Below are 15,340 nucleotides of genomic sequence, written 5' to 3'. Positions count from 1 at the left end.
GATATGAAAATAAGAGAAATAGCACATTCACGTACTGGTGATAAAGGTAATATATCAAACATATCGCTCATTGCTTACGATATAAAAGACTACGATTTATTAAAAAAACATGTTACTACAGAGCAAGTTAAAGCTCTATTCTCTGATAGTGTCAAAGGCGATATTATCCGTTATGAACTCCCCTTAATCGGTGCTCTTAATTTTGTGATGTATGATGCTCTAGGCGGTGGCGTAACTCGCACCTTAGCGTTAGATATGCATGGAAAAGGTCTGAGCTCCGCCATATTAGATATGGAGATTAAGGAGTAATTATATGAAAAATATCGTTATTGTTAGCGCAACGCGAACTGCCATTGGTGCATTTAATGGCGCACTATCATCCGTTAATGCTATAACACTTGGTCAAACAGTTCTAAACTCAGCTCTAGAGCGAGCTGGATTAGATGCAAATACTATTGATGAAGTCATCATGGGAAATGTGCTACAGGCAGGTCTTGGGCAAAATCCTTCAAGACAAATGGCATTAAAAGCTGGTATTCCTATGGAAACACCGGCATTTACGGTCAATAAAGTTTGTGGTTCAGGCTTAAAAGCTGTAGCACTTGCTGCTCAAGCAATTAAAGCTGGCGATTCTAATATTATTGTGGCTGGAGGTTCAGAAAATATGAGCCAAGCGCCCTACTTACTTCCAAAAGCTCGTTGGGGATATCGTCTTGGCAACCAGGAAGTGATCGATACTCTAATCCACGATGGTTTAACTTGTGCTACCAATCATTATCACATGGGAATCACTGCTGAAAATATTGCCGAAAAATATGGTATTACTCGCCAAGAGCAAGATGCATATTCATTAAGATCCCAACAATTAGCCTCTAAAGCTGTTGCTAATAACTTGTTCGATTCTGAAATCACCCCTGTGCTCATTAAAAGCCGTAAAGGAGATACTATCTTTTCAAAAGATGAGTATCCAAAAGCAGATGCGACTTCCGATGATTTAAGCAAACTTAGACCGGCTTTTAAACCTGATGGCACTATTACAGCAGGAAATGCGTCCGGTATTAATGATGGTGCTGCCGCATTAGTATTAATGAGTGAAGATAAAGCGAAGGCGCTAGGACTTACTCCCTTAGCTCGTATCGTGAGCTACGCAAGTGCAGGAGTTGATCCAGCATTCATGGGAATGGGTCCTGTTCCTGCTACTCAACAAGCATTATTAAAAGCTAATCTTACGCTGAATGATATTGATCTTATCGAAGCTAATGAAGCCTTTGCGGCGCAATTTTTAGCAGTTGGGCGTGAATTAAATTTAGATATGGATAAAACTAATATCAATGGTGGCGCCATTGCTTTAGGTCATCCTATCGGTGCGAGTGGTGCTCGAATTCTCGTAACGTTATTACATAACCTAAAAGCTCACGATAAAACTCTTGGTCTTGCCACTTTATGTATTGGCGGAGGGCAAGGAATAGCAATGGTTATTGAGAGAATGAACTAAGTTTTTAAATTATTTTAAAAGTCCTATAACTATTGAATCTGGTTATAGGACTTTTTTATTTTAGTACATCAAATGAATCACTTTATGCGGGCTTTCCGCCATTAAATCGCCGGCTTCTGGCTCTGTTTCATCAAACATCGATAACCCACAATGCTCGAAGAATCGTAATGCCGGCACATTATCTGCATAAACATCGGCATATTCGGCATTTAAAACTTCGTGTGCAAAATAGAGAAGCGCACTGCCGATGCCTCGGTGTTGTTTCTCTTTGATGACGGCAATTCGCTCAATAGAATCTTCTTCCACAGCAAGTACAGCAATGAGTTCTGATTCATTTTCTGACTCAAAAATGCCGTAAAGCTCGCTCACTTCTGATAGAAATGCGATTTCTTCCGCTTCACTATTGGTGTATAACGTTTTGCCGGCAAGCGCATTACTCTGCTCTAGCCCTGCATAAACAACTTTTCCGGCAGTTTCTTTTTCTGCAACTGCTTCCAACTTTTTTAAGACAAAAGAAAACGCTTCATTCGAAGCGTTTACAAAACTATTTTCTGCAATCTTGCTCATCATCAATCTTCCTGTTCATCCGATATTTATGGAATCATATTCTATCGTACTATTTTAAGATTGAATCTCACAGCGACAACTCTTGTACCATGATTGCGCAGAAATATCGTTAAATTCTTTAATTTGGCTCTTCCACTCGCTCATCATGCGGTCTTGAATCATATCTTTTCGCAACGTTAGAGAATTTCCCAGTCACAATTGCACAGATATACGCATAAATCGCACCTAAAACAGCACCAATTGGCGCAGCGATGAGTAATTTATAAGAGAAAGCACGTAATCCAAGCATATTTGCAATCGGTTCATCAATGACGAGCACTAACCCGATCAACACTAATAAATAGATAAACGTTAAAATAAATCCTCGGCGCACAGCTGCCATTCTAAATCCGCTATCTAAAGCACCGCTTCCAAAACCGCTCATCCAAAATCCTAAGATCAATCCCAGTGGCAATACCGCCGAAAATGTCATAACAGAAAATGGCACAATTTTGCTAATTTGGATTGCATCTTGCACGTTATCTGCAACCAATGCATTTAGGACAAAATATCCTACAATAAATGTAACTAATGCAAGAAGATCAAACAAATAGAAAAACGTTAACGTAATCCGTCCTCGCTGATTCCCTTGATATACCTGATTTCCTTGGTTTGTCATAATGAACTCCTTTTACGTCATGATTTAACCAAAATAGATGAATTTTATAGTGCTATCAGTGTAAAAGGAAACCTTAATGATTGACAGTTATTTAAGAAAATATTATTAAAATAATAGATATTAATCATCTATTTAAGTATCTCCTAATGATAGATTAATGATTTATAACAATTCTTTTTTTAGAGCTTTCTGAACATCTTGGAGCTGTGATATCTGCCGAATTAAAGTAAAGGAGTTTGAATATGAGCAAACAAGTACAAAAGAAGCCGTTTTCACATTATTTTGGACACTCATTTTTATACGTAGGTATTTCCGGCTTGATTCTCTTATATTTCTTGCTGTCGGAACCATCAGCTCTTTGGTATGTGATGATTCCTTTCATAGTTATCAGCGTTATTTTTTTCTCTATTATAAGCCTTATTATCGCCGCATCAGTATATGAAGCTAATACTCTTAAAGACTTAACGAAGTATGGTGCAATAATCAGTGGCGTAATCTCATTATTTATTTTAATGCTTATGTTGGTCAATCAGGTAAACAAGATAGAAGCTTTTTTTATCTTTCTTGCTATTTTTAGTGTTCTGTTTCTTTATGTTTTTACAATTCAATTCATCGTTTTCAACATCATGAAAAAATAAAACATTCCTCGAATAATTTCCTTCAAACCAAATCCCTTTTTGCGCTTAACTTCGGTAAGATAGTTCTTTCAAAATAATAAACGAACCGTTGATAGGAGCTTATTGTGAAGATTCTGCATACTGCTGATTGGCATTTAGGAAAATTGATTCATGGAATCTATATGACGGAAGATCAGGCGCATCTGCTTGATCAATTAATGGCATATATCGAAGCGGAATCTCCCGATCTCATCATCATTGCCGGCGATATTTATGATCGTGCTATTCCGCCGGTGGAAGCCATTGCGCTCTTTGATCAGTTCCTTAATCGGGTCGCTTTAGAGCTTGAAATTCCCATTATTGCCATTAGCGGCAATCACGATAGCCCGAAGCGTTTAGGCTTTGGCAGTGCCTTTTTACAAAATCGCAATTGCCATCTCATTACTGAGCTTTCCCAAGCGTTTTCGCCGATTCATTTTCAAGATCAATATGGCGATGTGAATATCTACACGATTCCTTATGTGGAACCTGCCGAAGTGCGTGCTTATTTTAAAAATCCTTCGATTCTTAGCCACGATGATGCGTTTAAAGCTTTATTACATGAAATTGCTAAAAACCTTGATCAAAAAGCTCGTAATGTGCTGGTACTTCATGCGTTTGTGATTCACTCTTCTACGCCGGAAAAACTTACGTCAGATTCTGAAAGACCGCTCTCTATCGGCGGTTCTGAATATATCTCTGCCGATTATTTCGAGGATTTTGATTACGTTGCGCTCGGGCATCTGCATCAAGCACATTCTATTAAAAATGATTCCATTCGCTATTCCGGTTCGCTTCTGAAATATTCCCTGTCTGAAGTTCATCACAAAAAATGTGTGTTAGAAGTGGAACTTCATGAAAAAACCGCGCCCATTGCCATTGAGAAAGTGAGTTTTACGCCAAAGCGAGATCTGCGAGAAGTGAAAGGCACCATCAAGGAACTACTCTTATTGCCGAAAAGTGAAGATTTTATTTTCGTCACATTACTCGATGAAACGCCGGTATTGCAACCGATGGAACAGCTTCGAACCGTCTTTCCAAACGTGATGCATATTCGCCGAGATCTGCAAAAAACGAGAACCCTAAAAGAAGATCAAAATCGGTTAAAAGAGATTGCCAAAAATGATGATCTTTCACTCTTTAAAGGATTCTATGAAGCGCTCACAGAGCGAGATCCTGATGCGGAAACCTTGAAGATTTTCAAAGAATCGCTCTCATCCATGCTCGATACGGAACAATAGGAGAATATATGCGCCCTTTAAAACTCACATTAACGGCATTTGGTCCGTATCAAGATCAAGAAATTATCGATTTCCAAAAGCTTCAACCTTACGATCTGTTCGTGATTTCCGGCAATACCGGCGCCGGTAAAACCTCTATTTTTGATGGGATTTCTTATGCGCTATTTGGCAGTGCAAGCGGGGAAGATCGTAAAGATCCGGCATCGCTCCGCAGTGATTTTGCTTCTGATTCTGAGCCAACTTCTGCCGAACTGATCTTTTCGCTTCGAGATAAAACCTACCGTATTTACCGGCAATTGCCTTATACAAAAGCCGGCAATAAGAGCCAAACGCCGGGGAAAGCGGAGATTTATGAAATTGATCTTGAAAATGACGATCTCTTTTCGGAAATCAATATTGTCGATCGTCAAATTCCCACAGAAGTCGATCGAAAAGTTTCTGAACTCATTGGTTTAAATAGCGCACAATTCAATCAGCTTGTCATGTTGCCACAAGGGGAATATCAGCGGTTTCTCACATCTTCTACCAATAATAAAGAAGCGATTTTACGCACCGTTTTCAATACGGAAAAATATCAAAAACTCACGGAACAACTCAAAGCAAAACGAGATCTTCAAAATGAGAAAGTCACTCGCTTAAACGCCAAAGAACAGCATCTTTTACATTCTCTTTTCACGCAATTACCGGTGCGAGATTCTCTGCTGTTCTCCTATCTTTCCGAAGATGATTCAGAAAAAAATGCAGAAAACAGCGCCGAACAAAATGCCAGCAAACGAGAAATTTCTGAAGCTGTTTCCATCAATGCACATCAAGCTTTAACCGCACTTGAAGCGGAAGCCGAGTTTTACTTTGCCAAAACTCAAGAAACAGAAGCAGAAATCACGGCAAAAACGGCGCTTAGTAAAACATTGCAAATGCAGATTGCACAAGGTGAAGCGATTAATGACGATTTTACGAAGTTATCGATGATTCAACAGCAACTGAAAAACCATTTAACAGAAGAAACCACAATCCAAACAGAGAAAATCCGCCTAGATCAAGCAGAGAGAGCGCAGCCCATTGAGAAATATCACGATGCCGTGATTCGCTTGCGAACGGAAGCGAAAGAAGCCTCCAGCAAACATCAAGTAACCACTAAAAAACTTGAAGAACACCAAGCGCTCGCCAAAAAAGCAGAAGTAAAATATGCCGAAGAAGTGGCAAAAGAACCGCTGAAATTAGCACTTCAAACAGAAATTATTCAGCTTGAAAGCAATCAAGCGCAAGTGGAATCGTTGGCGTCTCTGAAACAAGCGCTTGCCGGCATTCAGGCGCAACAGCAAGATGCTGAAAAAGCGCAACTCGCGCAAAAAACTCGCTTTAAAGCATTACAAAAAACAAGAGATATCCTGCAAGATAATCTTAAAGTGTTAGAAAAAGAAGCATTACCGGCATTTGCCTTAACGCAGTTACAGCAAGCTTTACAGGAAGTTGTCAGATCACTGAAAACAGAGAATGATCTCAAAGCTCGTATAGAAGTGCTACAAGAGAAATCCAAAACGGAAAAGCACCAAGCAGAAGAAGCGCAAGCCACATTTCAGGAAGCGTATCAACATTGGTTATCGAATCAATCTCAGCTTCTTGCAGAAAATCTCCAAAAAGGTGAACCTTGCCCTGTTTGCGGCAGTAAAGATCATCCGGCGCTTCATCTTCAGAAAGAAGTTTCCCATCAAGAATCTTCTCAAGAAAGTACTCAAATTGCCGGCAATCACGAAAACTCCAGCGATCACAATGATCACACCGATCGCAATGATGATTTCACAGAACTTCAGCAATCTTATCTACAACAAGAAGCGCAATATCAAAATACGTTATCGCAAATTACGCAGGTTTTAGCAGACTTACAGAAACACGAACCGATGATGCAATCGGCAATTTCGGTGCTTCAAAACTACCTCAATTCAGAAGAAGCGAAACTGATCTCAACGGTTGCAAGCTTATCGATGCCGGCATTTTTACAATTTTGTGAAAATCCATCATTGCCGGAAGCGCAAGCATTGTTGGCAGAAGTAGAAAATGCGCAAATGCATGCGAATCAGCAATCGCAAAAAGCAAACAAAGCGAGAACCGAGCTTCATACTAAAGATTCCGCCATTGAAACAGAACGAAAAGCGTTAGATTCTCTTCAAACTTCACTGCAAGAAATCGAGAAAAATCTTATCCTTAAAACCGCTGATATCACTCGTATTACCGAATCCATTCCTGAAGAATTGCAGGATATTGCCGAATTCAGAGCCAATTTACAGCAAAAGCAGACGGCATTTACGGCGATGAAACTCGCATTTGAATCGGCAAAAACAACATTAGATACTGAAATGCGTGCCGTTGCTGTTTTAGAAAGCCAAGAGAAACAAGAAAAACTCACTTTAGAAAAACTCATTCATGCCGGTATGGAAGCTCGGAAAACGTTAGATTGTGAGCTTATCAAAGCTGGTTTTATCAAGAAAAGTGAGCACAATGCCGGCAATCACGAACACGAAAATGGAAGCGAGAATAAGAACGAACTGATCGCCGATGAAGCAAGTTTTACGGCATCAAAGTTAGAAGCATCCCTGATCAAAGCGCTTCGAGAAACGATTCAAGATTTTGAGAAATTACAAGATAGTTTCAATCAACAAATTGCGATTCTACAAGAGAAATTAACGGATAAAACGCCGGTAGATCTTGCGAATTTAAAAACATCTTTAGAACAAGTAGAAGCTACGTTAATAGCGCTCAATGATGCAAAATCTCAAGCGAAACATCTCTATGATTTTGCAAAGTCTAGCCAAAATCAGATTGAAGATAATGCTAAAAACCTCGAAAAAGAACGAGATTACTTACAAAAAGTGATTGAAGTTCATGATCTTTTAAAAGGCGATAATGCGCATAAACTCTCATTTGAGCGCTATATTCTCATTGAATATTTTGAACAAGTGATTGAAGCCGCGAACCTTCGCTTACAGAAGATGACGAATGGACAGTTTGAATTCACACGTTCCGAAAGCCTTGCTTCTCACGGCAAACAGAGCGGTTTAGATTTAGATATTTATGATGCGTACACCGGCGAAGCGCGCGATGTGAAAACCCTTTCCGGCGGTGAGAAATTTAAAGCTTCTTTAAGTCTATCTTTGGGAATGGCAGATATTATCCAAGCGCATCAAGGCGGCATTTCTATCGGGATGATGTTTATTGATGAAGGTTTTGGTTCTCTTGATGAAGAATCCTTACAACAAGCGCTCGATGTGCTGATTGATCTTCAAGCTTCCGGCAGAATGATCGGCATTATTTCTCATGTGGAAGAGTTAAAGCAGAAATTACCGGCAAGAATCGAAGTTACCAAAACTGCCGGCGGTTTCAGTAAAACGAAGCTGATGACGCAGGATTTATAAAACATCTTCAAGACTGATATTTAAAATCAAACTTTCAAAATAAAACCTTCACTATAAAAAAGATTTGTAAGATTTCTATAGTGAAGGTTTTAGCAAATGAGATTGCATGAAATATTAGCTTCATCGCTGATTTAAGGCTGATTCGTGGCTAGTTCGAATGTTTGCATGCTTCTAAAGATCCTGCGCCAGCTATATGCGTTCCTTTGAAATATTTTGGGATTTTTTAGATCCTTTTCAATGTTTAAATCAATTGAACGATATCTCTCTAAACAGATCTCTAATCATAAATGCCGGCAATGATTCTTTCGCCAAGCGCGGGTCCAATACTCATTCCTAAACCTACTCGCATCAATACCGCTTTTACTTTTGAGCCTTTCTGAATAATGCTGAAAGGTTCGTTTCCTCTAGCGCCATATTCCCCTGCCCATCTTTCAATCACTTCTAAGGGCGTATTCAGCGTTTCTTCTGCTAATTGCAGTAACATGGCGTCAATCTCTTCGCTATTAAACGGTTTATGCGTCACGCCGTAATGATGAGAATCGCCAATAATCATATCGCCATACGGCGTTGGTGTGATGAGTAGATGAATGCCATTTTCCACATATTGCGGATATTTTTCTTCAATCATCGCTCGCAACTTTTCTGTTTCCGGAAGATCTGTGAATGCATCATAATGGGTACAACTTAATCCCGTAAATAGTGCATGTTCAAGCGGAATGTTCTCTTTCGGCCTTACTCTCAGCATCTGCAAACGGCAGGTTACCGGCGATAATTTCGCCATCTCTTCCGATAAAAGTGTTTGATAATCATGCCCTGAACAGATGATGATTTGCTCCGCATAAAACGTGCCTTTTGTTGTGATCAATTCGCCCGTTTCTGCATCCACATCTCGCACTAATGTTCCAAATTGAAATGTGACATTCGGCAAACTCTTTAAGTATTCCGAAATTTGCGGAATCGCTTCCCGAGAATAGAGTACTTGATCCTCTTCGCCATGCAAAATTGCCGGAAATTTCGCAAATCGCCCATCATATAATGCATTCTTTTCAGCTTCCGTAAGAAGCTGACTTTGGTAACCATGTTGCTTCGATTTTCTTTCCGAAAAAGCTTCTAATACCGCTTTTTCTGCTTCATTACGAGCAATTAAGAGCGAGCCTTTTCGCTTCAAAGAGATACCGGCATTTTTCTGCCATTCGCCCCAAATATTTCGGCTTGTTTGCGCCAAATGCAGCATTTTTCCCGATTGTTGCCCTGTGACAACGCCAAAACCAAAGTTCCGAATGGAAGCGCCAATTTGCGTTTCATTGCGCTCCAAAATTAAGACTTTCAAACCCCGTTTTGCCGCCGCATAAGCATGACTTAATCCGATAATTCCGGTGCCGACAATGGCAATATCATACTGATTCATGATGTGTTGATCCTTGCTAAAAAAACAATAATGGGCAAATTCTACACAGCATTTATGTCAGCTCTGTAACGACCAAATAAAAGAGGAATGACTACTAATAGTCATTCCTCTTTTTATCTCTATTTCATACGAATCGTTTATAAGCCATTTATAAATAGAAAAATTTAAAACTTTTCTATTTATTACAACCATTCAACCATTCGCATTGTTGAGGCTACTTATATCTCTGCTTATTAATAATATCCTACAAAGTTAATATAGAAGCCTTTAAAACGGTAATCTTGTTGGGTTAAGTCATCACTAAAGTCTGTGAAGTTATAGCCCACACCGATTCTAAAGTTATCTGTAATATCTTTATCAATTCCTAATAATAGCCCGCTCTTCGTTCCGCCATCTTTGACTTTAAGCGCGCGGTATTCACCAATTACATGCCACTTATTGTAAATATCATAACGAACTTGCGCCGCGGCAAAGAGTGCTGAGCTATCGAACCAAGTATTATTGAGATATCCAAATCGTGTATCACTCTTACGATACGCAACTTTTGCTGCATATTCCCAATTTGCATCTTGCTTATAAACCCCTTCCATTGAGAAGATATGAGATTTTTGGTCGTAATCAGAACCATAACCTACTTGACCGCTACTCGCATCGTCGTAGTAATAATTATATCGCCCAAATGCCGCCCACTTATTGTTATCCCATGGTCGATACGCAAATCCGATACCACTATCCACAAACTTCGCATCTTCTGTTCGGGTAACATAATCATAAGATTCTGAGTAGTTAAATTTCCCTTGGAATCTTAAGCTCTCATCAAACTTATAAGAGATACGATTCGTAGTTAACCACTGACGGCGATCATCAATCCCATTATCTCGGCGATATTCAAGCTTTGAACTGTACTCAATAATTTCATCTGTTTTTGAAATACTAGCACTGACGGCATTACGCGTACCTTTTTCATCGCCTTCATCACTATTCATCTGTCTTTTCAGTCGAGATTGTTGGAAAGTAATATTCGTACTCCAACCATCATCTAACAGATAATCAGCGCCAATGGTGTTCGCTAAGCCTTTTTCGTTATTATTTCCTCGTAAGCTCTGAACTTCATTGAAGATATTTAAACGATCCGTTAAACGCCAGCGTTGACCGACTGTTAAACCGGTTTGGCTATTATTAAATACAGAATCATAATCTGATTTTTGATTCGCAAACGTATAGTTTGCATACACCGTATGGTCGGGATTTAACTTATGCTCAAAGCCCGCTAAAATACTATGACCTCGAGTTCCCGTTGCGCCTTCGATATTAATAGAAGAGTTATCTCCATAGAAATAACTAGCCCCTAACGTTACCATATTATTTTTAGCATACTTCTTATTATCATCATCAATCGTGAGCTGACCAATACCATACACTTCTAAATCAGGTGTGGCATACATGCTGTAACGAACCGCTGCAAGCTTACCAATCGCTTTAAGTCCATTATTTTCAGTTTGAACTTGTTTCAATTCTCCCGTAATGGTGGAATCATTTTCAAATCGATATTCCGCAGATACTTGTGATTGGCTATAACTATTTTGATCTTGCTTAGCAACAGAATGACGAATATAAGTTAAGAAGTTATCACTGAGCTCGGCAGATATTTCAAATCCATACTCTTCCATTCCCGATATATTACTACTATAACCATTTGAAAAACCTTTCTCGGTTCGTTTGTACCAAGCACCGGTTTGCACATCTCTCTCTGTAACTCCTTGCTCACGAAGATTCACTCTTCCTTCTACAGCATAAGCGTCACCTTTACGGTCATTTCCATCATTACGATCAATTTGTGTAAAATTCAATCCACCATTATCTGAGTAAAAGGTAGGAACACCAGCATTACGTGTATGGGTATATTCTGCTCGCAAATAAGTACCATTACCTGCTTTTAAAATAGTATCAAAACCCATAATCTCATGAGCGGACTGTCCTGCTTGCCTCTCATCAACATAAGTTACACCAACAGCTAAATGGTCATTGAGCCAATATTGTCCACGGCCCCCTCGAGTAACATCTTTTGGATCAAATCCTGATGGGATGAACTCATAATCCACTAAAAGATATTGCTCAAATCCATTTAAAGGACCTTCCGTAATAATACTAGGGTTATGCTGGCTGACAATTTGTAAGAGAGGTCTTGTTAAAATTAATCGACCTTGCACCGCATCAAATTCATAATCCACACCTCTCTCTAAAAAGATAAGTGCTTGTGTTAAACCTGTTGATGGGTCAACGACTTTCACTTGAACCTTATCAGAACCAGGTAATACTTGTGTATGTCTTAAATAGTAAAGACTTCCCCCTGTTCCTAAGAACTCACTATGTCCTGGAGCTGATTGAGCTTGTGAACCGAACATTCTTAATGTTCCCTTGGTATCTCCATAGATCGTATTGTCATTCGTACGAAGATCTACAGCACCCCCATAGAGTGAACGGGAATAAGTTCCAAATTCTGTCCCTGTAATACCAGTATTAAAGTTCCCCCAAAGTGCTTGGTTTTTATCCCAATCGACTCTAGCATAGAAACGCCCCATCGTATCGACATCTCGATAAACTGTTGAATCATCCCCATAGGTTGGATAATAAAGATCTGGATCTAAAGATCTAAAGACATCTTCAGGATACGCTCGCCCAAATCCTCTAAATAGGTGTTTAATCTCTCGTTCTTTAGTATCTGCATGAGCAGTAATGGTATAACGCCCTTTCATTCTACTCTTTAAATAGAATGCTAAGCGCCCATCCGATAAAAGATCTGACGTCTGACTATTACCATCATCATCTACTTGTACTGTTTCTTGTCCTGCGCCTGTCACCTTTTTCTGATAGAGCGTGAAGTCAGCAATTCCTACCATAAAAAAGGAATCACCCGTAATATCAGTTTCTAACGTACGTGTGATTTTCCCGCCAAAAGGTGATGATACTTCCACATTAAACTGTCGTGCACCTAATGGGACTAAAAAGTCTGCTTCAAATTTTTTCTCTTGATCGACAGGATAAGACTCCCCATCAATATATACGCCTCCTTCCGGAAGGTTACTTCCTTGGATTCGAATACGTGAACCTATGAAAGGGATATTTTGACGATATAGATCATTAGAACCTACAACAGCATCAATTAAAGAATCTGTTAAAGCTTCCTCTTGTGTCAGCACTTGCCCTTTGATTTTCGAAATAGAATCTCGAATTTCAATATTTCCACGATCATCTTCCGCAGGGGTTACAAGGCGAATCTCCTTAGCATATGTTTCATCAAAATGACCTTCACGATCATACGCTCGAACAACATAGCGAAGATCATCATTTAATCTAAAACGAATATTCTCAGGAAGTTCCCCTGACCAATTCACAGAAGTAATCGCATTCACATCAACCGGAACAATTGCTACAGGAGTAACTAAGTCAACGTCATTGCCCCGATAAATTAAAATTTCATATTTAGAAACAAATGCAGAGTAGTTCGAACGAACATGAAACTCGACAGGTTTCATGATCTTACCATCATAAAAAGGAACATAGGTGGGAGCTGAAACAGATAGTTCAGCGCTCCCCATATTAGGATTTTCTGTTAACCAGATCATCCCATTATTTGGTAGTGAAATAATCTTTTGACTTGCTGCTTGAGTTGGTCGCTGTTTAAGACTAAACAGCGCCTGACCATCACCTGCACAAACCACAGACTCTGCACAACCTATGCTATCTTGCCCAATCCCTCCAGCGAAGGGTGCTGCAGCGACTGGCGCTGCAAACCCTGCAAGGATCATTAAAAGTCTTAAATCAAGAAGTTTCATACGTGCTTTCATTTAGATACCCTCCACTTCTTGTGACTCACTTCCCACAATAATCCGATTTTCATCATTAAGCTTGCTATTTAATAGCTCCTGTAAATATGCTTCACGTTCTTCTGATAACTTCCCAAGCTCCCACGTTTTAATGGTAATCACTTGAATATCATTCGCTTCAATCAATTCAATCATCTGTCCTAAGTATTGTTCATATTCAGGTTTCATACGTGCTTGATTGTTCACAAATAAAGCCTCACTCACCTCTAAGATCGTCTCTTCCGGTAACTGCACCGCAAAGTCAAATCTTGTTGGTAACCCTGGGGTAATACGTCTGACCAATGGGTTTGCTGTAATAAACTTCACACCTTCCGGTAAGGATGCAATATCCACCTTCAAGATATAGTTTCTACCACGCTCCCACTTACCACCTTTGATATCCTTCAAGTGATAACGTCCAAACTGATCCGTTGTAATAATGAGCCCTTCTGCACTCACGATACGTGTTCCAGGAATTCCTGGCTCCCCTGGATCTTGCATTCCATTTCCATTTCTGTCGTGGTATACCGTTCCAAGCACAAGGCTGTCATCAAAGAGTGGATCACTGTCATCTACGTTTAGCACTACGGATGCTCTGTTAGAAACAGAGATACTCCGTGTTTCGATAGCTCTTGTTAAAAAGAGTTTATCCATGAAAGCTTCTGCATAAAGCGTATTATTACCAGGTTTAACACCTGCACCGATTCTTATCACATAGCGAAGGTTCATCTCTTCACCTGTTAGTAATTGAATATTACCAACCGTTAGTGGTGAAGTACCTGCAACAGTAATGACATCATCTCGGTCTCCTTTGAGAGAGTTCGGAACATAACTAAACCCACCAGGAAGACTGTTAATAATAGTCACTGGGTCTGCTGGAACATTACCAATATTTTTAATATTCGCAGTGATCAGAACAATATCTCCAATCTTCACTTGAGCATTCGATGGCGTTAGTTTAATGAGTAACTGTGCATCTTCAGCATTCAAATAATCGATAACCACCTGTTTTATACTAGTTTGTTGCTCAGTCTTGAATTTCCAAGTCTCTTGACCTTCAATAAGTGACATCACTTCAAATTCATATACTCCTGGAGCCGATTCAAACGTTCCTGCTGGATTAACAATCCCAATTTGCTCTCCACTTTCTGATACTAAAGTCAGAGTTTGAGGCGTATGACCTTCAATTGGAACACCATTAGTGTAGAAGAGAGTGACTGTTACAATAGAAGTATCAATACCATTAGCATCTATCACCGGTGGTACTGCTGTCATCAGAGACTTCTCTTCATCAAATACACCACCTGCTAGATATTTCACGGTCACTCGTTCATCAGAGGCATATGCTCTCGTTTGGAAGTGGAAGGTATCTAAGCCTACCTTCTCTGACTTCACTTCAAAAGTATAACGTCCATCTTGATGATCCGTTGGTGCACTCACAATTCCTACTAATCCTGCCTCTGAAACAAGCTCTAAGCCTTCATAACCAATAATTGGTTTTTGACCTGCGGCATCGTAATACATAGTTACAGTGACAATTGAAATTGTCTCACCATCTGCGGCAATTTCTACAGGATCTGCCGCAATACTAGACGATGCTTGATCAAAGAAGCCATCACCACCGGTATAACGGATTTGTGCTGTATCAACTGATGCATATGCTCTCGTTTGGAAGTGGAAAGTATCTGCACCCGCTACCTCTGATTTCACTTCAAAGGTATAACGTCCATCTTGATGATCCGTTGGTACGCCCACAATCCCTACTACAGCACCCGCTTCTGTAACAAGCTCTAAGCCTTCATAACCAATAATTGGTTTTTGGCCTGCAGCATCGTAGTACATAGTTACAGTGACAATTGAAGTCATCACACCATCTGCAGCAATTTCTACAGGATCTGCCGTAATACTAGATGATGCTTGATCAAAGAAGCCATCACCACCGGTATAACGGATTTGTGCTGTATCAACTGATGCATATGCTCTCGTTTGGAAGTGGAAAGTATCTGCACCCGCTACCTCTGATTTCACTTCAAAGGTAT

10 protein-coding genes are annotated in these 15,340 nt (G+C 39.8%); 5 read left to right on the top strand and 5 right to left on the bottom strand.

Annotated features, from left to right (window positions below):
• Positions 1 to 3: 3 nt before the first annotated feature.
• Together ACYSN2_RS05000 and ACYSN2_RS04995 are read left to right on the top strand one after the other, a co-directional pair.
• Entirely contained in the window at positions 4 to 309 is a 306-nt protein-coding gene (locus ACYSN2_RS05000) for an AtuA-related protein (RefSeq protein ID WP_461749165.1), read from the top strand.
• Positions 310 to 313: 4 nt separating this feature from the next.
• Positions 314 to 1,495: an acetyl-CoA C-acetyltransferase gene (locus tag ACYSN2_RS04995; protein WP_461749164.1), complete on the top strand. Its 1,182-nt coding sequence runs from the start codon at positions 314 to 316 to the stop codon at positions 1,493 to 1,495.
• A gap of 60 nt (positions 1,496 to 1,555) precedes the next feature.
• Here ACYSN2_RS04995 and ACYSN2_RS04990 read toward each other — a convergent pair whose 3' ends face one another.
• Entirely contained in the window at positions 1,556 to 2,065 is a 510-nt protein-coding gene (locus ACYSN2_RS04990) for a GNAT family N-acetyltransferase (RefSeq protein WP_461749163.1), read from the bottom strand.
• A gap of 115 nt (positions 2,066 to 2,180) precedes the next feature.
• Entirely contained in the window at positions 2,181 to 2,720 is a 540-nt protein-coding gene (locus ACYSN2_RS04985) for a hypothetical protein (RefSeq protein WP_461749162.1), read from the bottom strand.
• 242 nt (positions 2,721 to 2,962) lie between these two features.
• Here ACYSN2_RS04985 and ACYSN2_RS04980 point away from each other — a divergent pair, with 242 nt between their 5' ends.
• The 3 genes from ACYSN2_RS04980 to ACYSN2_RS04970 all read left to right on the top strand — a co-directional run bounded on the left by ACYSN2_RS04980 (position 2,963) and on the right by ACYSN2_RS04970 (position 8,027).
• A complete protein-coding gene (locus ACYSN2_RS04980) occupies positions 2,963 to 3,358 on the top strand; it encodes a hypothetical protein (protein WP_461749161.1) in 396 nt (131 codons plus the stop codon).
• A gap of 104 nt (positions 3,359 to 3,462) precedes the next feature.
• Positions 3,463 to 4,617, top strand: coding sequence for an exonuclease SbcCD subunit D (locus ACYSN2_RS04975; protein WP_461749160.1), 1,155 nt, complete (start codon positions 3,463 to 3,465; stop codon positions 4,615 to 4,617).
• Between the two features lie 8 nt (positions 4,618 to 4,625).
• Entirely contained in the window at positions 4,626 to 8,027 is a 3,402-nt protein-coding gene (locus ACYSN2_RS04970; RefSeq protein ID WP_461749159.1) for an AAA family ATPase, read from the top strand.
• A gap of 277 nt (positions 8,028 to 8,304) precedes the next feature.
• Here the strand turns inward: ACYSN2_RS04970 and ACYSN2_RS04965 are convergent, their stop codons facing one another.
• The 3 genes from ACYSN2_RS04965 to ACYSN2_RS04955 all read right to left on the bottom strand — a co-directional run.
• The gene (locus ACYSN2_RS04965; RefSeq protein ID WP_461749158.1) at positions 8,305 to 9,435 is read right to left on the bottom strand and encodes a TIGR03364 family FAD-dependent oxidoreductase; all 1,131 of its coding nucleotides are present in this window, start codon (positions 9,433 to 9,435) and stop codon (positions 8,305 to 8,307) included.
• A gap of 233 nt (positions 9,436 to 9,668) precedes the next feature.
• Positions 9,669 to 13,283, bottom strand: coding sequence for a hypothetical protein (locus tag ACYSN2_RS04960; RefSeq protein ID WP_461749157.1), 3,615 nt, complete (start codon positions 13,281 to 13,283; stop codon positions 9,669 to 9,671).
• A partial coding sequence (locus ACYSN2_RS04955; RefSeq protein WP_461749156.1) for an invasin domain 3-containing protein occupies positions 13,284 to 15,340 on the bottom strand: 2,057 nt, incomplete at its 5' end.

The organism is Ignatzschineria sp. LJL83 (assembly GCF_054871845.1).
Note: the sequence above shows the minus strand (reverse complement) of the source record. Positions and strands in the feature narration are given on the sequence as shown.